Here is a 21138-nt window from a genome sequence, read left to right on the forward strand (position 1 = left end):
ATTAAACCTCTGGGTGGTAGAGAGAAACATTTAGCTCTTCACGATCTAATCGAGAGACCACAAGTTGATCGATTTCACGTTCTATCATCTCAGGGTCCAATACCCCTTTGCACATTTTATAAATTGCGTGCTCTAACTTAGTAAAACCACCAGTGTTTAGCCAATGAGCTTTAGCCAAATCATCTTCGTTTTTAGCCCATAGGTTTCTGATTGTTTGATCTGGCGCCAAGACTTCAGCTACAGGTGTTCGTCCAACACGGCCATCTACAGAATAATTACACTCTTCACACCCACCTTGCTTTGCGAAACGTATGTTCGGCAGGTACTCAAGTAACTCTAGGGAAGATAAGCTTTGTATTAATGAATAAACTAATGGAGAGTTATTCGGAAGCTCATCATAACTTCGACTACAGGACGGGCACACGGTTCGTACTAAAGACTGAGCAATGATGACAGTTAGGGTGTTTGATGATTGATAGACTGATCTAGCTACTCCGAAACCGTCCAAGCGACCTGGTACATCACAAGAAGATGCGGCATGTATTGTTGAGAAACATACATGGCCAGTTCGGGCAGATTCAATTGCAAATTTTGCTGAATTGTAGCAACGTATTTCTCCTGTACCCATGATATCTGGGTCTAGTCGCATGAAGCTTTCGGAAATTCGTTCAAACTGCTTGGTTAATGTGTTCATTTCATTATCAGAAGCGCTAGAGTTATCTTCTAAGTTAACTTGTGAAACGCCCTCTAAGTTCATCTCGATAGGGTTTTCGGCAGTAACAAACTTCCGAGTAGATTTGTACAGGTCTTGTAAGTAATCGATAACTGAATACATGGACTGGGTCTTACCAGAACCTGTAACACCAGCAAACAGTATATTTCCTTGTTTTTTACTGGAGTGTTTTTTAATCAACAGCGTTTGAACTGGGTGATATCCAGCTTTATCAAGCTTTCTTATAGAGGATTTCTCCCCTTTACTGGTAATCCTGCATACTAGATCTCCACCGCCCTCAGTTTCTCTTGGTGCAAATTCAACACGCATTTCAATTTGAGTATTGTTATACGTGTAGATAAATTTACCAGATTGAGGTTCTTTCCAGCTTAGGTTGTTACCTTGGATGCTAGAGCCGGATGCTTCATCCCCACCGATGATGTTGTAAGCAACATCAACCGTCTCGTAAAGCCTATCGTATGTATATTCTTTGAAATCAATTAAATCGCCATCTACACGTATACGTACTAACGTGTTGCCAGGTATATTAGATACTTCAAAGTGAATGTCTGACGTTGCAGGGTGTGATTCTAAAACAGACGCAGTGATCGCTTTAAAACTTCTGCCCTCATCATCTTTAGATTGGTTTTCTTCAGAGCCCATGAAGATGACATCAGCAAGTAATAGGATTAGGTCTTCTGAGCACTTAAGATTAATGACTTTTGTATGAGTATGATCGGTATATCCCAAATCATCTCTGATAGTCGCTCGAACTTGTGTGATTGACTTTGAAAAGTCTTCTGTCATTAAGACGGTAAGGTAGTTGTATCCTTCTTCCACACCTTGAATATGGCCATCCGAAATAAGGAATTTTTTACCATAAGCTGGATGTGCCACTTTGTCCTTGTCAATGATACCACCTAAGGCCCAAGGAAGTTGTTCTCTAGTGTCGTATGTTAAGTCGTTAAAGAAGTGTGAACTAGAGCTACTACGACTACCAAAGTATTTTATTAAATCACCAGAAATTGAATCTGACAAAATGTCGTATTCGTTTGCGCTGGATTCTACAATGCTGGTTGCAGGTCTATACTCTGCTAAGTTAGTACTAGTCATGAAATTCTCACTTGAACATTAAACCTTGAGAGGGAGAGTCATTAATTAATGTAGGCGCCGGGGCTCCAAACATACTTGATTCTGAAAGCTCCCCAATCTTCTGCTCGATAATACGGTCTCGGAATGTTTGCGCTTTCTTAAAGCGGTCAATTGCTTCGTCAGAGGTTTTAACCGTGATATGTCGTGCTCTTGATTTGTCCATTTTGTGAGTTGAATAATCGAAAGGCATGACTACAGCGCCTTGAAATGACAGTGAATCTACATACCAGTCCCCAAAGCTCTCCCCTTCTTTTAAAGTTTGGATAGCCCCCTTATGCCAAAACTCACCTTTCAACTGACCAGCTATCTCATAAATATCTGTAACGAAGATTTGTTTTTCCATTTCGTTTAGCAGAGCATTAACTTCAGCTTCCCGTTGAGCTCTACGCTTTGTCCTAGTCTCCTCCTGGAATTTTGCTAAACGCTCTTCATCCGATGCCTTCTCTTTTTTCGGTTCAGGCCCACCGTTTAGTAATTTGTTATTTTCTATCAAAAGCTGCTGATACTGATTGTCAAGCATTAACATCTTATTAGCATGCTCTTTTTGGGCTCGTATCAACTCATTTTGCGAGAGTGATTTGTTTTCCTCTATAGAGAGGCTTCGTTGTTTTTGGATGTCTTGGTAAGTCTGCCCGGATTGATCATTTGCAAAAGTTGTAAAGCTCAACAATTGGGTCGCGATGCATAGGGTAATAGTATTAATTTTCACGTAATGAAACCTCTTTGTCTTGTTGATTAAGAATGCTACTTTCGTGTATGTACTGCATCTTAAGAACGATCTCTTCTGTTTCCAGATTTATCGAAATGCTTTGTATAATCATGCTTTTAAATTTGTCGATATCGTTAGCTAGTTGGTCCAAGTAGTTAAATGCCCAACCAAACCCACTTAACGAAAGTTGTACATTCACAACGGTGTAATCTATTTGTGGGTTTCTTACTTCAGTGGAATATGTTTCGTTTTTAAAAGGGATCTCCCTTTCTGTTTTGCGGTTTGCTGAAATCGCTCCGTACAGTCTTCCTTGTGTCTTCTCTGCTTGTTGCTGAATGAAGGTTAGTAAGTCTAGGTAGTGGCCGTGAGTTTCCTTTATGAAGATAAAAGCGTCACTTTCATCAAAATAATGGTCTGGTTTAGGAAGCGGTACTATTTGAGACGTAGTAATCTCTTCTCCAGAGAGTGAATAAGTGATAGTTCCATCGAATTCGATGTTGTCTCTAAAATTGGCAACCGTTGTCCCTCCGTTTTTCCACAAAACGGTCGTCTCATGAAAAAACTCTTGGTCTGCTGGTTTGTCTACCGTTGATGAGTCTCTAGTAATGATTCCTTTGGTAACGAGATCGACAGTCATTGGGAACCATCCACCAACATCAACAGGAAGAGAGTTAATATAGGCTTTAAGGTTCAAAATGACCTTTTTAGGATCTGATGCGGTTAAACGTTGAGTAAGCCATTTTGCTTCCTCTTTAGTTGCATTTGCCTTGTCTATTCTCTCGATTTTTTTATGATTCAAATCGTTTTCAGCTTGCTTAGCTAGAGTACTGCTTGATGCTTTCTTCACCATTGAATCTATGTCAGGAATTACATACTCTTGCTTGGAGTTAGATTTAAATACCTGCACACCTATCAAAAATATAATTCCAAGAGCCATAAATACGATGTGGGATGGTTTTATCTTTGATAGGGGGTTTGTGTTGAGTAGCTGCTCAATTGTTTGAATTTGAGCGAACTTTTCATTAGGTACAGCTTCACATATGACGTCATATGAGTGCTGTTGGTACTCTGAACGTGACTCTTCAAATAGTTCTGAGATATTTTCTGTTATCTCATTAGGGACTACATAGCGTAATTTTACGTGATGAAGATCGTACATTTGATAATGGTCGAAGATCTGTTGGATAACTTCTTCCACCGTTTCAAATACCAAATCATTCTCACCACCAGCTGGGCACTTATCAATTACCAAAAGATACCAATATTTACCGGATGGTAGCTTTTGTATGAAGAAAGCATTCGGGTGATCGACACAAATAGCGCGAGCGACGATTGCCGCCGCGCTGTAGTATTTTGTCGTTATGCTTTGAGCGAAACCGATTGTTGATTTTGGTGCATCATCAATTGTTGACCCTTCAACAATTACTGCATTTGTAGCGTCGTATTTGTTAACCAGATTTTTGATATGGATGGTCTTATCGGATTCTGAAACCTCGTACCAATCTAAACCGATGTAGTGCCTATCAAATCCAAGTTCTTCTAGTGACTGCATAAAAGGACCTAATTGGGTTAAACTTTTTCGATATGAGGCGTTATAATTACTAGCATCACTGAGCGTGTTTTAGCATTAGAGTCATTGCCACCAAACATCCATAGCAAATCGCCTAGAACTGACTGGTTTTGGCCATTGTCAATCACTTGCTCGAACCCAGTCATAACCATTGTTTCGCCTGAACGGATATTTCTAGCGCTAACCATGGCAGTAACAGTTCTGTCTGTTAGTTGAAGTTGTGTATTACCAACTTCTAGTGGGTCAATTGCATTTAAGGTACTTACATCAGTTACGATACGGACAGCAATTGTTCCATCTGAATTAACACGTGGTGAAGCTAAGAAAACAATACCGTTTGTTGTTGTATCTGTGCTTGCAGATTGTGTTACAACATCACCAGATACACTTTGGTCGATTTTATCCGCATATTTCTTTTCATTTACGAACTGGACTGGAATAACATCATTGTTTGGTACAGTTGTCGTAATTGACTTTTTAAGCGAAAGAGATTTAGTCCCCTGAAGAGCCTTCAATGCCATTTCAGTGCCTTTGAAGCTACCATCACCGATACTCAGCCCTAAACCACCTAACTTAGCTGCATCACCAACTGGAACTCCATCGATTTTAAGTTCGAAGTCATTCTTAGCGTATTTAATAGATTGCTCAATGCCGTAATTTGATTCGTCTGTAGTGATCAGTTCCCATAGCTCTATATCGAGCCTGATCATCTTTCCAGCAGTAGAATTTGACTCATCAATAAAGTTCTCAACAATTCGCAGCTTTCGCGGTGTGTCAGTTACAGCAACCATACTTAGTGCAGGTAACACTTCTACTTTTGCATCTTCAGAAGCAATGGATTTAATCCCCTTGAGGAGTTGGTCCATTGGTTTCCCTAGGTCACGGTCAAATGAATATGAGTGAGAACTCGAAGTTTGAGAGCTTGTCCCCTCGCCTTGCTGACCACCGCTAGTAGACGAATTGATACTTGATTTTAAAGTTGTACTACCAGCATATTGGTCGATCCGAAAGTGTCTAGTTTCTTGTCGGTAAAAGGATACACGACCATCAGATTGGTATTTCCACCATAGGTTGGTTTTTGCTGCGATAGCATCCAACACTTGCTTTAAAGCAACGTGCTTTTCAAAGTTCAGGGAAATAGACACTTTTGCGCCATCTAATAGTGATCCTTTGTTCGTATCTGTATAAAGTGCCGAAACGTCTAAATCATCACCAGTAGAATCACTTGTACCACCGCTTGCTTTGGAACTTCCAGAGTCTTGGTTAAGATACTTGATAGCGTCGCTAGTAAAGCTAATGTAAACCCCATACGAGGCATACTTGTTGTTCAAATAGTCAATCGTGTCGCTAAGGGGTTTAGAGCGATATGACATGAATTTACTCGGGGTAAGAAAAATCTCTGGAAGGTCTTGCCTTTCTTTTAACTTGAAAGGTTCCCCAAGAATAACGTAATTATTGTCTTCGCTGTAGACGCTCTGATCTATACCGGGTTTAAGTCTGTGTTTTTGAATCGTCTCAGTGGCAGCGTCTGCCTGTGCTGTCGCAACTCTATTGGCATCTTTACCAGGAGTACTACAACCACTGACAAGCGCGATAATGGTTAGTGTGAGAGCTTTAAGTTTCAATGTGTTGTTCATCACTGGTAAGTACCTTTTTCAGTAGAACCGCCTTTTAGGATATGAGCAGCACCAATTTCAGGGCTGTAACTAATCCACAATGGTTCTTTTGTTTTTAACGTCTCCTTAAGCACTCTATCTAAGACTCCGTCTCTTCCTGTTAGGTCACCAATCAATACCGAACGTGATTTAACAGGGAAGTCGTATTTAGAGCCCCAAATAATGTCGATATTGGACTTTGTATTCCAAACCTCAAAGTTCTCTTTGAGTGACAGTTTAGGGTCTAATGTCCAGAGTTTTGGTGTTCGTGTCTGAAGGTACGTAAGGTGTTCACGATTTTTGGATGCAGCCAACACTCGTTCTTGTTCATTTAGAACAATATAAATACCGGAATTTAGTTCCTGTATCTTAGCAACAGCACTGCGCCAATTAGGTGAAGGTACCCAGGCTAATTGGTGGGAAGAGATGCCTGGTCCAATATTTACCCGCCAACCAGCTGGTGCTAAAGCATTCAGTATTTCGTGAGCAGGTAATTTATTTTGGTAACCGACTTTAGATTGGATGTCGTTTAAACCATAAGCTGTATCTGACTCGTATTCAGTAAATACAACCCCCGCTTGCGCGCTACTCATCACGAGTAAAGGTAAAATTAATCTTAATTTCATCATAGTAACCCCTATTATTTTGATAAATATACGTCATTTTCGGATAACAAACAACAAACAAAGCTGTAAGGTAACCTACGAATAAGAACAATTTCTTATCGGTTATCTGGCTTCCAAATTTCGTTTTTTCGATATGGCAAGTTGTTGCCTTGGTTGTATTTTGACAGGAGGTGTATAAAAAACTCTAATGGTGTCCTTTTGGTAAGAGAGATTAAGGACATTAATACATAGAAAACACTCATGGCTTTAAGGTAGTTCCAGCTGAACATTATTGGCAATGTCAAAACCGGGACGATAGTAGACCCGTCCATAAGTAGGAAAAGTGGTCTTTTCATCGCATTTTGTACCGCTTTTCTATCCAGCTTCGGTTTATATTCCATTATTCTGATTCCATAAGGAGATATTCTGGCCCAATTTCACTGTTGTGATATAGGTTTGCGATTTGTTGAGAAAAGGTAAGCTCTTGTTCCTTTAGGTGCCTTCTTACTACTACAGATATCTCTGTGTCAGATTTACACTTCAGCATTTCTTCTCTGATTTCTTCAGTTAGATATAGGGTTTCTCTAACAGCAATCCTTTCACCGTCGAGAGTTCTAACTAGTATCTGAGCGACAATGCCAGAGAGTTGACTAATAAAACCAGCTAATACAGCCAGCTTATTTTCTCCATCTATCATATTGTAGATGCGGCTCATCGCTGTCTCGCAAGAGTTTGCATGTATTGTAGCCATCAAGAAGTTGCCAGTGTTAGAAGCGTTAAATGCGTTTTCGATTGATTCTTTACTTCGTATTTCGCCCTGAACGATGATATCTGGACGAAGACGAAGAGCAGCTTCAAGGCCTTGATTAAAACTTTGAACATCGGAGTCTGTTTCAACTGAACCTACTTCATGAACTGAAATACTGTTACCAGGAGCAATCTTTACTCCCTCATAATTAATTTCAGGTGGGTCCTCAAAAACTAAGATATGCTTACCAAGGCTGGGAGTTTTTAGCACTGAAGTTACAATTCCGGCCATAGTAGTTGTTTTGCCTGTGCCTACCCCTCCCACAAACATAAGAATACCTTTACGGTTATGCTTTACAAGATTGACTAGCTCCGGCTCTATACCCAAAGATTCTGCGTCCTTTGGTGTTTTAGGGTTCAACCTACCAACCATCTTATAGGTCTTTCCATATTCAAGTGACCTTGAGGTAATAGCTGCAATGCGGAAACTCCTAATCTGAGATTGATCATTGGGGTTTTTGGTAACGAATGCAAAAAATGTAGGAGTAGCTGCATTAACATTGTTAATCAGCGATTTTTTGGTGCCGAGCATATATTCAAGAATATTACGGCATGCGTTAGGTTGCATTTGTTTATCAGTGATTTCCCTGATTTGCCCGTTTACATCGATTCTGATTCGATAGTTACAGTCTATTAAAATGTCTGAAGCACCGTACTCAATTGCTTTCCATATGACAGTTTCGATATCTACTTGTGTCATTTCGCTTGAAACAGGTATTAATGGAATATCATTCATGGTAGGTGTCACTCTTCAACGAGAATGGATTTAATTTGGTCGTGAGTAAGGCCTTCAGTTTCTACTTTAGAAACAGCATCCCTACGTACAGAGCCTCTAGGGTCTTTTATTACTGGTGAAGAATAGAGATCAGAGTTTGTCTGCCAAACTGCCTCACCACTCAAAGATATGAACTGAGTGCCTAAACCTAATTGGTCTCCTTGTACCGTAATTCCTACATTTTCAATAATCATATCTGGCTTTTCTATATATCCGGACTCAACTAAATTCACGTAACGGATCATGGCTGTTGCGTCAATAAAAGCATTAATTACACGATTTCTCATCTCAGCAATTGCTTGTTCTGAGCCCATGGCCCATCCCTCATCAAGAGCTGAGTTGAAGATCTCCAATTCTTCTGAATTTCTAGGTAAAAGTTCATCAATTAATGTGGTTGGCGTAAGTGAATTTTTGTCGTAGAGATAGTCAGACCAATGCGGTTTCCTCAACACAGGCTTAGGTTGTTCTCTCAATCGATAGACAAGATTATCGGTCCTGATAATCGTAGCTTTTGTGTCTCGCGTTATCGCGGCATGAGCTTCTACTTTGTCTACCATACCTGGACGAAGGTACTTGGCTTCACCTGAACTTAGATTTGCAGAAGCGTTAATGAGATGCTCGAAAGGTAGCAAGCGGTCAAAGAGGTGAGACTTGCTATCCACTACATCTGTTAAGCGCTCCATCGTAGCTATATAACCATTCGCACTGCCAACTTCTTCAGCTCTTTCGCGGATCGACTCAATTCTGAGTGCCTCTTCCCCATCGCTTACTAGTTGTTGTCTAACCTTTACATCTTTTAGTTCACTTAAGCTGTAATAGGTGCGCTTAGATTCATCTGCCAAAGTGGTAACACTGAAAAATAGACTAGCAATTAAACAAATAGCAGTATTGGTTCTCACGCTTTTGTCTCCAAGTATTTAACGACAATCGTCTTAAGTCGGTTATCGACCATGATGTCTACCTGGGCACCCTTTTCAGAGTCAATAATCTTTATTGCGTCGTTTATTGGTTGATCCTTCAGTTTAATACTTACAAACACGCCACCAGGTGGTTTTTGGCCATAAGTAAATACTCGATCAGAACCATAACCTACTGTCTCAGCAATACCTTTTACGGCAGTTTCGACTTCACAATCACAATTCCAGTCAACAACCTTTTCAAAACCAGGTAACACCATTGTAGAGAGCATGCGCTCCTGCCTTCTCTGCTCAGGGCCTTTAAGTGCTTGTGCATGTGCACTTCTCGTTTTTGCTAACAATCGGAGCTCGTCAAGCATTTCAACTGCATATGGTTCAAGATCGCCAAAAGCCCTTTCTTCAGGGCTCTTTTCTAAGTGCCTTAAATCTTTGACTTCATTAGTTGCGCACCCAAGAAGTAGAGTAGAAGCGAATGCTATGCTAGAAAGCTTAAAGACGTTCATTTTGTTTCCTCTTCGTTGCATTGATGCAAAGTGTTTTAGCTGTATTCAGATTTGAAACAGTGATGATTGATTCATCCGTACTGATGTTTTGGTTAATGTCTGGGTGGTAATACCTAACTTTGTGATGGAAGGCTTTCTTGATTTCAGAAATATTGAGGGACGTAATAGGTAGCCCTAATAATTTGAAAGCCTGAACTTCTTCTTCAGAGAAGTTAAATGGGTTTTGTTCATTCAGAGTCGGAGAACTTTGAGATCTACTCGCATTAGAGGGTCTTTCCATCTGAGAGGAAATTGAGTTTGTATAACCAAACCCACGTATCTTCGCTTGTGCTTCCTTTCTTCTAACCGATTGTTGTTGTTGCCGTTGCATAAAGTACAAATATGCGATGCCAAACAAGGCACTCGTGAAAACACCGAATGTATAACTCGCGGACAAATAATATGTAGCAGCGAAAGAAGTGATGAGTATGGAAGCCAAACCCAATATTTTTTCTTTAATTAGTTCGAACACAATAAGATGTCTAATAGCAAATAATAGCATAAATCTATGCCATTTTTGTCTAAAATACAATAGCGATAGCTGCTAGCATAGGCTTATTATTGAGTCAAATGTTAGTTTCAATTTGCTAGTCTCAGAAGTGATATCGGTTCAATAGACTAATTACTCAACAAATTGTAGAAATATTTGAGTAATGCGACCTACAAATAGGGATATAGCTCACACATATGCAACAAATGATGAAAATTTATTTAAGTTTCACTCTTCATGGGTGAAAATTAGACATAACGGCAGTTAATGTTTAGATACAAGTCACATGATTATTTGCGTCTATTCTCAAAAATAAGAAAGTATTTATGGATAAGAATCATTACAGCGAACTGTTCTCCGACATATTCGCTACAAAACAGAATGAAGGTGGTGCGGCATATTTAATCAATCGGGAGGCTAATCTTGAATTAGTTTCACGGTTAGGTATTAATCATCGTGACGTTAGGCTTAATTCAAAAGAAAGCTATGTTTCAGACCGTAGCGCTAGGCTTTTAGAGAAAAAGTTAAAGGTAGCTCGAGGTTGGCTAGACGCAGAACATGAAATTATTAGCCAAACTCAACTTCTAACAATTAGAGCCAACAATGTTTCGGCGCTTATTGTTTCTCCTGGCTTTACTAAACAGTCAAAGCACTTTCTCTCTAAGATAGTTTCATCTACACCTATGAGCGGATATCAATTTTTGTTTGATGAAATCACTTTCGAAGAGCAGTCCTATTACTTACGTAAAATGGAAGAGTTCTTGGAAATTGAAAGAGCATGTCTTGATGATGAGGCATTTATGGAAGGGCTCTACTAGCGAGAAAAGTCGAAGTCATTATCAGGACGCTGTTGTTTGATACCAATGGCGTCCTTTTCATTTACTGGTCCAGTTATACAAGATTCTAGCCTCTGATTTATTGTTTGTTGACTAGGTTCAAGTACATTAGCTTTCTCAACACTCTTCAAGCTAATATGGTCAAATCTCCTGCCAAACTTTGTCTCAAATTCATTCAGAAAGAAATTGATATCTTGTACAGCATTTGGATTAACTTGCCATTTTGTTAGCAAACTTGGCAAATTTGTAAAACTGGTATTATCGAATTCACTTCTTCGAGCTGGTGGTATTGCACTTAGTCTGATTTGTAGAATGGTGCCGATCATTCTATTTTGTAGTTGGAGAATATCTTGTTGTTTTTGAAAGTTCTGACTTGAGAACTTTTCAACTGACACTTTGAGTTTTTCTAAATCCATTTTTTAGCCTAACTCAAGCTGTGCAAAGGCAAGTGGTCTAACAGATGACTGAAGAATAGCCTTCTTGAACCAGGTCATTGTCATATGATAGTCATAGTTACAAGACACGATTTTTTCAGCGTAGTGGTCATGAGGATAATTCATAGCGATTGACTTAAGGATTTCATAGTCAAATATTTCTAACTTTAGATCTTCAAATCGTTGATCTAAAGAGTTTTTAATTTCAGGTAGAGGTAGCTCATCACCGCTTTGAATTTTCTTTATGATTTTCTTGTCATTTTCAAGAACATTTAAGAGCAAGTACTCTGAAATAGAAAGCACATAGCTTGTAAAATTTGGTAATGTCTTTAGAGAGATTGGGTTCATATATTTTTTGTTTTAAGCTTGTGCCCATCGGTTCTATTGATGGCAAAGGTAACTCCTCTTTGCTTCACCAGGAACCAGTCCAGTCTTTATAAATCTTGCTTATGTATCAATATAAGATATACATAAACAAGGGTATTTGCCATTTTTTTGACAACTAACGTACTACTTTGGGGGCGATATGAGTGTAAATTCATGGGAATTTCAACCAGACAACGAGTTTTCTGACATAACAGATGATCTGAATCATCAGGATGTAGTATCAGAAAAAACCTCAGATCGAATTGTTAATGTACACGATAAACACCTAAGCCCACAAAGTACAACTTTGCCAAGCAATGATGTCTGTTTGAACGCCTTTAATCAACAAAAGCAGGACGTTCGTCTATCTGAAGTTGGCGGCAAGTCACAATCAGTGCAACCTTCTGCCACAAAATCAAACGCTTACTTCCACCCAAATAGTCAAATTAATCTCTATAACAAGTCATTAAATTGTGCAGCGGTGATTCGATTAGGAAACATAGCTAACAACCTAATTTCAATTGTTGTAGACATTTGCCCAGAACATAACGGTTGCTCAAGTGATTGGAACAACAAAATCTCAGTTGCCTTTTCTCACACTGAACTTATTCAAGCTTATTCCCTATTTCTTCAAAACCTTAAATGCCTTGATTTCAAGTTAAAGTTTCACCAACAACAAACTGGGCCATTGTCTATAGGATTTAAAGAGAGCTCGATTTATGTAAGCACAATCATCTCCGGTAAAACAATAAGCCTTACAGGAAACATCGCCCAAAAGATAAAGTTTATGGCCCAATTAGAAGTGGCTACAAAACACTACTTCGCTACTGCGTTTCCAGATTTGGACCAAGAACGAATTCTGCGTCAGATAGCTTTGATTTAGTGTTTTTGTAGTTCGATATTTGAAGCTTCTAGGTGACCAGTAGCTCTCAGATATCTTTTAACAGTACCCATATTTGTCCAATCACCAATAGACATAAGGTCGACTGCATTCATCTTATGAACGACATGCCCATCAACTACCGCTCCACAACGTGCCGAATGCCCTGACCAACAACGACCTTTAAATACACTTTGTCGTTCATATGCTTTACGGAACAATCTAAGTACGGATACACCATTCATAGGTTTTAATGGGTCCTTAATCTGTCCATTTTTCAGAATCCAACCAAAAATATAATATTCCTGATCTTCGACTGGACTTGAAGGGGTTACATGGTTGTAAAGCTCTACTCCTTTTTCTACAAGTTCAATATATTTCTTCACGATCCCTGCATACCTGCCAATGATAGACTTTTTGGGTGGCGCCGCAGATGTCTTAGATTTTGTCCTCACTATAGTGACAGTGTCACCAGAAATGATGATGTTTTTACGTTTTAAAGTAAAGATCTCTTCTTCTCGAAGAGCAGTAGAGTATGCAATGGTCATGTATGCTAGGTCTTTGAAAAGCTTTGGCCCAGCTTGTTCAAGTGTCCCAACTATTTCGATCTGTCTGTTCAAATCGCTTGCTCTGAATGGTGAAGCAACTTTTTGCTCTACCTTTGATAAATCAGATTCTGCCATATCCTTTTTTACACCCCTGAAAAAGTCTTTTATAAGCTTGTCTTCAGTAACGTTGGCGAATCCTAGTTGATTCAAAAATATGGCTATGAGGTTCTTTCGGCTCATTAGTGTCGCATAAGACACTTTCTGTTCATTTTTTAGGTGTAGTATCCAGTAGTAAAACATTCTTGGATGTATAGGAAATGCGTAGGCTAATTCAATATACTCAGTAAATCTTATCCAAGAGCGAACAGCGGAAAACATGTTTTTTTGTGTTGCCTTCGAAAAACCACCACGTGTAGCCTCGAATATGGCCATGTTATCTAGAATTGTCTTTAGGTTTGGGTGATCAGGGTCAATTGCACCGTCAAGTTCAGGCAAAGGGATTTTAAATCGTGAAAGATTTTCTTTTTCTTTGTTATTGCCTAGTTCTAATGCCTTAATCTTTTCCAATCCGGATGCAGGAATTGGAAAATTTTGCTTAGTAATCTCCACGTTCACCTCCAAAAATAAAGTGTTACGCTGTCACCTGTAACGCTAACCTTAACGACCAAAAAATGTAATATAACTCAAATTATACTACACTTTATAATCATGTCTATTTATACAGTGTTATTTGTTTGTTGAGTTTATATGAATTATTCGAAGATTAGCTTAACGAAAACAAAGCGAGCTACTAAAGTAAAACCCACATAATAACCCATGGTTCTACATAGTCTGCTAGACTGCGTAAGGGAATATTACTTGAATATAGATAAAAAAAAGGCAACATTTAAAGTTGCCTTGTGCTGTTAGGTTTGAAATCAGTTGCTTACTGAAGTCAATTGACCATTGGATAAGTCTTCCAGTGGTGGATAATCAGGAAGTCCATAGTCAGATCGTAACCAAGTTAATTTCTGGTAGGTTTGTTCAATCCACTCTGGCTTTAGCTGTTGAACTTCTATGATCTTCTTCTTGTAACTCGGATCTGTTTTAGCTGGTAGGTATTCTAAATAGAAACTGTCGCATTTTTCCATTAAGCTAGAACGCTCTAAATCTACCACCGTCAGGCAGTCAACAAAGTCTTTGTACGCTTCGTTGTCGGAAATGCCTTGAACAACTGCTGGCCCGGTAGTTTTGAGATATTCTTTGTATAGTTTTGCACCGACGACTCCAGAGCCAGATACAGCAACGATAGCTATAATAGACCAGGGAAAGGTGCTTTTAAGTGAGTCGAACATATTATATCCGTTTTATTGTTAGTATTAGTATTAAGGTGGGGATTGTTTTGGAATATTCAATGCATGAAATACAATAATTGTATTTCATGACTAGTTATATCTAGTTTTAAATATTATTTGTTCATCAAAAAGGCTGGTTATAAAACACCCACCAGCCCTTTCAATTTGATATTTAACCTGGGTATGCTAGAACAATGTCTATGTTAAACTTAATATCTGAAAGATTTAAACGGGTCAAAATATACTCAGTCATACTCGCAAAGTCGGCTTAAAATATTTGATTTACCAAATATACAAGGCTCTTTACGGAGGTGGTAAAATTTGGGTCTCCCAGATATTTCATCATATATTTCTTCTACATTTAAAGTCTCAATTATATCAATAGAGTCTGGATTTAACACTAAATGAGAACGGCCATGATACCCACCGTCTACAAATTGTCCACTCTCAAAATCCTTTAAGATATCGATACCGTTTTCACGCAAAATATGACAACGTTTCCGTTCATTCAAATCAATTAGGTCATTGTGTATTCGATTTTCAGGTGGTTTTGCAAGTTCTGAGTACCATTCTTTACCCCTCTTAGTTGATATCCACACTGGTAATTTATCCCAATGTTGCTGTAGATATTTGGGGTGCATAGAAATGGATTTACCAATAGTTACTACTTTAGCTTGTTCCTTTATTGCGCACACATATACGGTAGGTTTACCTACCTGCCTCGCTTTATAGTCAGCGTGATAGCATGCTCCTTTCAGATTAGAAACGAAGTAAAATCCATTAGCATCATTACAGCCTTCGCCTGTACCTAGCATGCCTAACTCAAATTTATCAAACTCCTTAGCTCGTGTACCATGAAAGATGAGCTCTCTTTCCATTGTTCTTTCTAACATGCCGCTTCTCATCAGGTTATAAGTCTTAAATTGTATTATCTAAAAACTAAACAAAATTGAGCTATTACTTTTGTTGACCTCTAAACAGATCAACTAGTCCTCTCAACACAACGCCACTAATGATCAATCCTAATAGTAAACTAATTACTATTCCGTAGGGGTTTGTTGCGAAAAATGAAAAAAACTCAGGTAGTTGAGGGAAAGGTAATGCTGCAACAGTGGCCATAAATTAATCCTTCTTTAAACAGTTAGGTTATGATTTAAGGAAGCTCGAGATCTTCTTCGGTAACCCAATCCAAGTGAGTATCTTTAGATATCAATAGTGTGCCTTCAAGCCAATTTACACCTAATATCTTTTCATCATGTGAAGCGTAAAACTCCGAAAGTTTATCGACTATGTTTGTAACATTCGATATTTCTACATTTTGTAAAGGTAGCCAAAACCAGCGATTTTTTGACTCAAGTAGTGCTCTTTTCGAGTTCCAATCCAGTCCCCATAATAAATGCTCTTGATTACCATTCACGAGCCGACAGTGCATCGCTGCCTTGATCCCCAATTTTTCAAGAAAGAACAACATACTTCCTACTTTGCGTAAAAAAAAACCATATTGACACATACTAAGATGTTACCAAGTATGTATCAATTATCTTTTGTTTTTATATGGTTATGATCAAGCTTGTATCTATATGTGGCTGGCCAGCCAGGTCTTGGTAGGCACAAATTGGTCTGACACCACATTGCCATTATTTATACAGATGGGCAATACGAAGTCAGTACCACTTCCTTTTGCAAACTCCCGTACTTCTCTTAAGGTATCTTTGCTATTGCTAACTGGTACTAGTAAAGAGTGGCTAAGTTCCCTTGTTCCACGCAACTTAATATTGGGTATTGAAAAACCTCGATGTAACAGCTCCTTTGTTTTAATGATTTGCACAGAACTGAATGACTTTACGTATTGGAGTTGTGCGGTTACTAGTTCGTTATATACCGTTTTTAACTTAAACTTTGCTAGCAAATAGTCGTCTGTCAAATTACTGAGCTGATACAAAGCCTTTTTAATAATTAATGTAATTTCTGGGTTATTCAACGATGGCATCGCCAACTCTCGGTCATAGGCGTTTATTACAGCGATTTTTGGATAATGGTCCATTTCACCGACATCTGTTTCAAACTTATCCCTATCGCTTAAAATCATGTTTGTGAGTTTATCGTGTCGCTCTGTCATACCTTTAGAGCATAAAATTAAGAATCTGTTTGATGGCTTAGTTTCGCAGCTAACTAATATTGGGAGTTCATTTTTGTGGTTTGGCACAGGGATATACACCTTTCTAATATCAGAATCCTCTAATATTTCATGTGTACCACTGCCTTCCAGAAAGCTGGCTATCTTCTTCAACATCTGGCTCACGATATCATTCCTTTGTTCAATTATTATTCTACGTTTTGACATTCGTTCATCATACTCTTCTTGTTTAGACTCGATATGCCTAGTCAATTGGTCCCTGTTTAAATATGGTAGAAAATCATTGAAAGTACATTTCACGCTCATGGTGCCAGGGCGTAGCCCTAGTTTAGTTTCAATTCTGGTTGCTAACTTTTTTCCTAGCATACGGGATTTATTGGGCCCTAAATGATTGTTCAAATGACAACCTAGCTCTGAGTTCAATTTGCTAATATTGCCATTCCCTATAAGGGTCAATAGGATCTCTAAATTCCTAGATCTGGCAAGCTTGTCAATTGGGAGGTTATCATCAATTGTTGGGTCTACATTTATGGTAGAAATGGCCTCATCAAGTTGTCCAATAGGCATACCGAGCTTTGTTTCTATGTTTCTAGCTAGTCTGTGACTGATGTTCTTCTGAGGCTTGGATCTGTGGCTGAGATAACTGGCCAAGTGAGGCATATCTAAATGTCTACATAAGTTCTGAATCTTACGGTTGTAGTCTTGGTTGACTATACGCATAAGGTTTTGGTGTCGATTCTCGTGATAGATTTCAGTAGTGTCGAATTTGATATCCATTCAATCACCAATCAATAACGTATTGTTGAAATGGTGTCTTCTATCAAATCTCGTTCTATATCGCTTTCAGCTTGATTTAAATACTTCTCGAGAATATCAATATTAAGTGTACTCAAGTGTCTTCTGTAAAGCTTGCGTCTCAATTCTTTGCGTTCAGCATAAATTGGGTATAGCCCCTGGATAAGGATACCAAGAAGAAGAATTACTATATAAAGCAGATTAAAAGACTCTAATTGAGAGAATCGCCATGCAGCTAAACCTACAATTGTTAGAGAAAATGCCAATATAACTATTCTTCTGGTGAACTGCCCCCATTCTGGTGAAAATACAGAGTCTTTGTAATGCATCATATTATTACCTCCTAGATGTATAAGAAATTGTCCATTGTCCATGTGTCTGGATGTGTTGAAGGGAGTGATTGAGATTCGAATATTGCATCAATGGTTGACCAACCTAGCTCAACTCCGTCCTCAAAATGGGTAGAAAATGCAATGTACATCCAACTTGCGACAGTAAATCGTGCTGCTGCTGTAAATTCAATCTTCAACAAATCGAGTTCGCTTGAGGTACTTACCATGTAAGTATTGGTACTTCTAACGCGATAACACCCTGATAACCTGTCAAGTAGTGGTGTTAGGTTAGGTTCTTTCTTGGCGAGCTTAATCATATCTTTCGAAGACAAAATACAATTGAGCTCTTTTAAACCAACCCTAGTCCATTCTTTAACTTTGCAAATTTGTTCAATTCTGTTTCTTTCGAAAGAGATCCAGAGAGGATCATACCTTCCCATACTTTCAATTAATTTATAGGTTGAAAGTAATTCTTCTAAACTAGCAGAGCATGCCCTTTCGATGTTCGTTGATGTATTGCGCTTAGCAGTACATCTTGTTTTAGTTACTGCGCTTTCCAATCTTGAGTCTCCTAGTTCAAATATTCTCAGTTACAACACTTTTATCGCGAGGATTTGTCTTACGCCGTTATCTGATCGCGATGTCAGTTCAATATTTTCGAATGTCGGTACTGGAAGTCTGTGTATAGCCGCCTCTATTAGTTTCAAGCCGAAAAGGTACTTACCACTAGTAATTGAGTTAATATGATGGTTTGTCATTTTTTCTAAATGACTGACTATCAAATGTTCTAGTTGATAGAGAGTATCAAGCACCTGCAGATCTAGGTTTATCAGGTCGTCATAGTTCTGGAGTGTCATCAACGTGTGTCGATATGGATCTAGAGCACACCTGTACGCATGCTTTTTAAGTAGATATGGATGTATAGGTTTTGGCCACATGACGACTATCTGTTATATCTGCTTTGTACGTTCTAGCCAGCTAGCTAGTGATAGTAGACCACATACCTTGGCCACCACCTCGAAATTGTCTTTGTATGCTCCGCTATTAAAGAAAATCAGGCAAATCAAAGCAGTACAAGATAGTGCTATCAGTAAATACTTTGTTCTAAACATTAGCTTTTCCTCAACCATTCTTAGGCAGTCTAGACTAAACATTGAATAATAGATGTCATTCGCGTATAAAAAACAATACTAATGTTACCATATATTTTAATACGTATGTTAGGAAAACCTCATGCTGAGCTAGTTGATAATTTGATCAACTTAGTTTCCATATGAGCTTTGGTACAAATATTAACGAAGAGTATGATTGATATGATAAAAATTGATAAAGATGAAGTTTTGACAGTCTCCATTGTCTCGCAAAGGCTTAAAGGCATCATTCCTGAGGATTATAAATGGCCAAATGTACCGGAGGGATATCAATTGGAGTTTATTGTCCATCCCGATGGCACTTTAATCATGGATCTTTTAAATCCTGATAGAGGAATGTTTATTTCAGAAGCCGAAAATGTTCACTTTGAAACACCCCGTACAGTGAAGAACGCCCCCCTTACATGGCAAGACCTAGAAAAGGCTGGTGTTCCTTTTATGTCATGACCTAACTACAACTTGATAGAGCTTTCACAAACAACCTCGTTAAGCACCAAATCAGAATAAATCCCCCTCTATAATAGGAATACTGCATGAAATCTGCGATCCGTCTTAGTCTAAAAGTAATATTGTTTTCGATTACTGTCATAGTGTCGATAATTGGAGGACAAATTAGTCAGCACCTCGCTCATATCAAAGATTCCAGAATGCATACGATCGATACCTGGAACAGGCAACATCCTGAGAACTTACATGTCTCTAGAACATTTATTAATGAATGCCTTAATCGAAAAATGGTAAAGGACACTAGTTCGGACGAACCTTTCTTTGTAAAAGAGGTTTATGGACTGTATGAATGTGGTATTGAAGTCGGAGCGGATGACCTTGTGGAGAAAATCAAAGAGTCAGACAACTCATTGAGTACATTTGCTTGGCCATTATCAGCTTTGACTTAATACTTCGTTTTCAAATATTGAGGTCTAAATCGGACCTCATTTGAACCACTATCGAACAAAAATTAGTCAACTATACACGGTATCCACCACACTTTAAGGTACTCATTGGTGCCTCTCCCCCACCGCTTCGCTCCATCCGCACGTGCTGTAACTATAAGGTCGGCTTCGCCGCCTCTTGAGCATTCTCCCCCCTGGGAGAACCAGCGGCTTCGCCGCTTCTTAGATTGGTAAATACTATTCATATCGATTTATTTCTATCTTTATCTATCCATATCTATGTTTGGCTACGCCAAACTTTTTTCCAGGGGGTCTTAGCAGTGGCGAAGCCACCAAGGAGTAGAAATATTTAGGGCGAAGCCCTTATTCGTTAGCGTCGAAGACGCGAAAGGGAGCTTGATTCTTTGCGAGCGAAGCTCGCTTAATTCGAGTTAAAGCGAGTGAGGTAGTTAAGGTTATTGGTGTCGTAACAGCGGCTTGTGGTGTAGTTTAGGTGGTGGATACCGTGTATATTTATGGTTTGAAGTCCCCGTAGATTTGGGAGAGAAATAAAGTTTCATACTAAATGTTCAAGTAAGCCTGTCAGTACCGTTCTAAATGTCACGCTGACATAAATAAAGATTCATACCAATTGGTACTACCATGTTTCAATCTCACAACAATTGACTATAAAAGTATCATACTGGTTGTCTGACCATCCGCTGGAACACGTATCTGGACAAAAATGTTTTAGAGCTGTGTATTAAAACGTTTTTGTCAGATTAGAAAAAGCATCTTGAAACCTTAAACGCTTGCTATTATTGCATGTGTTCGCAAGATGGTTGTGATATGCTAAGAGATGCATCATGTAGGATTAGAACATAGCTAAAAATTAGTTATTGACGCCATAGTCGTTTGTTAAAGGTCGGTTTTCGCATCTTCCAGAGCCTGTTTTTGAATATTTGCAATAACTTCCTCGGTTAACCCATACTTTGCTGCGACAGTCATTGTGATTGGGTTTAGGATGTCCTCAACCTCATTGAACAACTCTATTGATTTTTCCAACCCTGTAATCATCTTATTACGCCCAGACGCGTTCATAAAATCCATAGCTTTAGCTTGGAAATAACTATGAGCCAAGAAGGGGTTCTAGGGATTTTCCCCTCTAAAGTAACATAGAATGCTACAGGCTTTGTATTATATAGCCTCCAGCTGTGGGTTACTTTCGTTTCCAAGCTTAATCATCCACGATTGGCTTCGTAATTTCACTAATATCAGGCAATTTTCCGGTATTGGTGAAGTTATACGTCCCGCTTAAGTTGATATTTTGCCATGCAACGGGCGAAACAGCACGAGTGATAGCCGCTTTTTCTTCATCACCTGTCGCTTCAAAGTGTCCCAGAAGATGACTCAGTATCGCGGAGTTGAAGTAGATGAGCGCATTGGCAAGCAATCTTGCGCATTCATTCCAGATAGCGATTTCAGACTCGTTTTTGCCACGGAACTGATCACCATTCAC

General features: G+C 38.9%; 24 protein-coding genes. 4 read left to right on the forward strand and 20 right to left on the reverse strand.

Going from position 1 to position 21138, the window contains the following annotated elements:
• Window position 1: 1 nt before the first annotated feature.
• The 9 genes from R7190_RS24135 to R7190_RS24175 form a co-directional block, all read right to left on the reverse strand.
• Entirely contained in the window at window positions 2-1825 is a 1824-nt protein-coding gene (locus R7190_RS24135) for a GspE/PulE family protein (protein ID WP_206946963.1), read from the reverse strand.
• A gap of 7 nt (window positions 1826-1832) precedes the next feature.
• Window positions 1833-2573: a hypothetical protein gene (locus R7190_RS24140; RefSeq protein WP_025634125.1), complete on the reverse strand. Its 741-nt coding sequence runs from the start codon at window positions 2571-2573 to the stop codon at window positions 1833-1835.
• Window positions 2563-4125 carry a hypothetical protein gene (locus R7190_RS24145; protein WP_206946961.1) on the reverse strand — a complete coding sequence of 521 codons (1563 nt, stop codon included), beginning with the start codon at window positions 4123-4125 and terminating at the stop codon, window positions 2563-2565. The genes R7190_RS24140 and R7190_RS24145 overlap by 11 nt, the downstream gene beginning before the upstream one ends.
• A gap of 17 nt (window positions 4126-4142) precedes the next feature.
• Window positions 4143-5780, reverse strand: coding sequence for a hypothetical protein (locus R7190_RS24150; protein ID WP_025634122.1), 1638 nt, complete (start codon window positions 5778-5780; stop codon window positions 4143-4145).
• On the reverse strand, window positions 5780-6427 hold the full coding sequence (locus R7190_RS24155; protein ID WP_025634121.1) for a hypothetical protein: 648 nt from the start codon (window positions 6425-6427) through the stop codon (window positions 5780-5782). The genes R7190_RS24150 and R7190_RS24155 overlap by 1 nt, the downstream gene beginning before the upstream one ends.
• Before the next feature lie 376 nt (window positions 6428-6803).
• On the reverse strand, window positions 6804-7946 hold the full coding sequence (locus tag R7190_RS24160; protein ID WP_025634117.1) for an ATPase, T2SS/T4P/T4SS family: 1143 nt from the start codon (window positions 7944-7946) through the stop codon (window positions 6804-6806).
• An 8-nt stretch (window positions 7947-7954) separates the two neighbouring features.
• Complete coding sequence (locus tag R7190_RS24165; RefSeq protein WP_206946959.1) at window positions 7955-8884, reverse strand: type IV secretory system conjugative DNA transfer family protein; 930 nt, start codon at window positions 8882-8884, stop codon at window positions 7955-7957.
• Window positions 8881-9405 (reverse strand): DotD/TraH family lipoprotein, encoded by a 525-nt coding sequence (locus R7190_RS24170; protein WP_025634114.1) that lies wholly within the window; start codon window positions 9403-9405, stop codon window positions 8881-8883. The genes R7190_RS24165 and R7190_RS24170 overlap by 4 nt, the downstream gene beginning before the upstream one ends.
• Window positions 9392-9916, reverse strand: coding sequence for a hypothetical protein (locus R7190_RS24175; protein ID WP_139351512.1), 525 nt, complete (start codon window positions 9914-9916; stop codon window positions 9392-9394). The genes R7190_RS24170 and R7190_RS24175 overlap by 14 nt, the downstream gene beginning before the upstream one ends.
• A gap of 344 nt (window positions 9917-10260) precedes the next feature.
• Between R7190_RS24175 and R7190_RS24180 the strand changes: the two genes are divergently transcribed.
• Entirely contained in the window at window positions 10261-10752 is a 492-nt protein-coding gene (locus R7190_RS24180; protein ID WP_025634112.1) for a hypothetical protein, read from the forward strand.
• On the opposite strand, the gene R7190_RS24185 is transcribed toward R7190_RS24180, so the two are convergent.
• Both R7190_RS24185 and R7190_RS24190 read right to left on the reverse strand, forming a co-directional pair.
• A complete protein-coding gene (locus tag R7190_RS24185; RefSeq protein ID WP_025634110.1) occupies window positions 10749-11186 on the reverse strand; it encodes a hypothetical protein in 438 nt (145 codons plus the stop codon). The two genes, R7190_RS24180 and R7190_RS24185, sit on opposite strands and share 4 nt — an antisense overlap.
• A 3-nt stretch (window positions 11187-11189) precedes the next feature.
• Entirely contained in the window at window positions 11190-11552 is a 363-nt protein-coding gene (locus R7190_RS24190) for a hypothetical protein (protein WP_025634109.1), read from the reverse strand.
• 178 nt (window positions 11553-11730) lie between these two features.
• On the opposite strand from R7190_RS24190, the gene R7190_RS24195 reads away from it, so the two are divergent.
• Window positions 11731-12453 (forward strand): hypothetical protein, encoded by a 723-nt coding sequence (locus R7190_RS24195; RefSeq protein WP_086484021.1) that lies wholly within the window; start codon window positions 11731-11733, stop codon window positions 12451-12453.
• On the opposite strand, the gene R7190_RS24200 is transcribed toward R7190_RS24195, so the two are convergent.
• From R7190_RS24200 to R7190_RS24230, 7 genes are all read right to left on the reverse strand, one after another.
• On the reverse strand, window positions 12450-13607 hold the full coding sequence (locus R7190_RS24200) for a tyrosine-type recombinase/integrase (protein ID WP_086484022.1): 1158 nt from the start codon (window positions 13605-13607) through the stop codon (window positions 12450-12452). The two genes, R7190_RS24195 and R7190_RS24200, sit on opposite strands and share 4 nt — an antisense overlap.
• Window positions 13608-13915: 308 nt before the next feature.
• Window positions 13916-14332, reverse strand: a complete 417-nt coding sequence (locus R7190_RS24205) for a hypothetical protein (protein WP_025634104.1) — start codon at window positions 14330-14332, stop codon at window positions 13916-13918.
• Window positions 14333-14577: 245 nt separating this feature from the next.
• Window positions 14578-15225: a hypothetical protein gene (locus R7190_RS24210; RefSeq protein ID WP_042776360.1), complete on the reverse strand. Its 648-nt coding sequence runs from the start codon at window positions 15223-15225 to the stop codon at window positions 14578-14580.
• A gap of 260 nt (window positions 15226-15485) precedes the next feature.
• On the reverse strand, window positions 15486-15803 hold the full coding sequence (locus tag R7190_RS24215) for a hypothetical protein (protein ID WP_025634101.1): 318 nt from the start codon (window positions 15801-15803) through the stop codon (window positions 15486-15488).
• 105 nt (window positions 15804-15908) lie between these two features.
• The gene (locus tag R7190_RS24220) at window positions 15909-17246 is read right to left on the reverse strand and encodes a hypothetical protein (RefSeq protein WP_025634099.1); all 1338 of its coding nucleotides are present in this window, start codon (window positions 17244-17246) and stop codon (window positions 15909-15911) included.
• A gap of 11 nt (window positions 17247-17257) precedes the next feature.
• Window positions 17258-17596 (reverse strand): hypothetical protein, encoded by a 339-nt coding sequence (locus tag R7190_RS24225; protein ID WP_025634098.1) that lies wholly within the window; start codon window positions 17594-17596, stop codon window positions 17258-17260.
• 11 nt (window positions 17597-17607) lie between these two features.
• On the reverse strand, window positions 17608-18156 hold the full coding sequence (locus R7190_RS24230) for a hypothetical protein (RefSeq protein ID WP_318137620.1): 549 nt from the start codon (window positions 18154-18156) through the stop codon (window positions 17608-17610).
• A gap of 753 nt (window positions 18157-18909) precedes the next feature.
• On the opposite strand from R7190_RS24230, the gene R7190_RS24235 reads away from it, so the two are divergent.
• Both R7190_RS24235 and R7190_RS24240 read left to right on the forward strand, forming a co-directional pair.
• Window positions 18910-19194, forward strand: a complete 285-nt coding sequence (locus tag R7190_RS24235) for a hypothetical protein (RefSeq protein ID WP_138058896.1) — start codon at window positions 18910-18912, stop codon at window positions 19192-19194.
• 86 nt (window positions 19195-19280) lie between these two features.
• Complete coding sequence (locus R7190_RS24240) at window positions 19281-19643, forward strand: hypothetical protein (RefSeq protein WP_025634091.1); 363 nt, start codon at window positions 19281-19283, stop codon at window positions 19641-19643.
• 894 nt (window positions 19644-20537) lie between these two features.
• On the opposite strand, the gene R7190_RS24245 is transcribed toward R7190_RS24240, so the two are convergent.
• Both R7190_RS24245 and R7190_RS24250 read right to left on the reverse strand, forming a co-directional pair.
• On the reverse strand, window positions 20538-20729 hold the full coding sequence (locus R7190_RS24245; RefSeq protein ID WP_225455764.1) for a hypothetical protein: 192 nt from the start codon (window positions 20727-20729) through the stop codon (window positions 20538-20540).
• 127 nt (window positions 20730-20856) lie between these two features.
• The coding region (locus R7190_RS24250) for a Tn3 family transposase (protein WP_206926123.1) at window positions 20857-21138 on the reverse strand (282 nt) is incomplete at its 5' end.

Source organism: Vibrio sp. 1078-1 (genome assembly GCF_033340475.1).

What these genes read in the sequence shown, in the direction of transcription:
- R7190_RS24195 (WP_086484021.1), top strand. Translation starts at nt 11,731, where the DNA reads ATGAGTGTAAATTCATGGGAATTTCAACCAGACAACGAGTTTTCTGAC.
- R7190_RS24235 (WP_138058896.1), top strand. Translation starts at nt 18,910, where the DNA reads ATGATAAAAATTGATAAAGATGAAGTTTTGACAGTCTCCATTGTCTCG.
- R7190_RS24240 (WP_025634091.1), top strand. Translation starts at nt 19,281, where the DNA reads ATGAAATCTGCGATCCGTCTTAGTCTAAAAGTAATATTGTTTTCGATT.
- R7190_RS24190 (WP_025634109.1), bottom strand. Translation starts at nt 11,552, where the DNA reads ATGAACCCAATCTCTCTAAAGACATTACCAAATTTTACAAGCTATGTG.
- R7190_RS24160 (WP_025634117.1), bottom strand. Translation starts at nt 7,946, where the DNA reads ATGAATGATATTCCATTAATACCTGTTTCAAGCGAAATGACACAAGTA.
- R7190_RS24155 (WP_025634121.1), bottom strand. Translation starts at nt 6,427, where the DNA reads ATGATGAAATTAAGATTAATTTTACCTTTACTCGTGATGAGTAGCGCG.
- R7190_RS24185 (WP_025634110.1), bottom strand. Translation starts at nt 11,186, where the DNA reads ATGGATTTAGAAAAACTCAAAGTGTCAGTTGAAAAGTTCTCAAGTCAG.
- R7190_RS24205 (WP_025634104.1), bottom strand. Translation starts at nt 14,332, where the DNA reads ATGTTCGACTCACTTAAAAGCACCTTTCCCTGGTCTATTATAGCTATC.
- R7190_RS24135 (WP_206946963.1), bottom strand. Translation starts at nt 1,825, where the DNA reads ATGACTAGTACTAACTTAGCAGAGTATAGACCTGCAACCAGCATTGTA.
- R7190_RS24145 (WP_206946961.1), bottom strand. Translation starts at nt 4,125, where the DNA reads ATGCAGTCACTAGAAGAACTTGGATTTGATAGGCACTACATCGGTTTA.
- R7190_RS24220 (WP_025634099.1), bottom strand. Translation starts at nt 17,246, where the DNA reads ATGGATATCAAATTCGACACTACTGAAATCTATCACGAGAATCGACAC.
- R7190_RS24225 (WP_025634098.1), bottom strand. Translation starts at nt 17,596, where the DNA reads ATGATGCATTACAAAGACTCTGTATTTTCACCAGAATGGGGGCAGTTC.
- R7190_RS24170 (WP_025634114.1), bottom strand. Translation starts at nt 9,405, where the DNA reads ATGAACGTCTTTAAGCTTTCTAGCATAGCATTCGCTTCTACTCTACTT.
- R7190_RS24150 (WP_025634122.1), bottom strand. Translation starts at nt 5,780, where the DNA reads ATGAACAACACATTGAAACTTAAAGCTCTCACACTAACCATTATCGCG.
- R7190_RS24180 (WP_025634112.1), top strand. Translation starts at nt 10,261, where the DNA reads ATGGATAAGAATCATTACAGCGAACTGTTCTCCGACATATTCGCTACA.
- R7190_RS24245 (WP_225455764.1), bottom strand. Translation starts at nt 20,729, where the DNA reads ATGGATTTTATGAACGCGTCTGGGCGTAATAAGATGATTACAGGGTTG.
- R7190_RS24215 (WP_025634101.1), bottom strand. Translation starts at nt 15,803, where the DNA reads ATGTTGTTCTTTCTTGAAAAATTGGGGATCAAGGCAGCGATGCACTGT.
- R7190_RS24210 (WP_042776360.1), bottom strand. Translation starts at nt 15,225, where the DNA reads ATGTTAGAAAGAACAATGGAAAGAGAGCTCATCTTTCATGGTACACGA.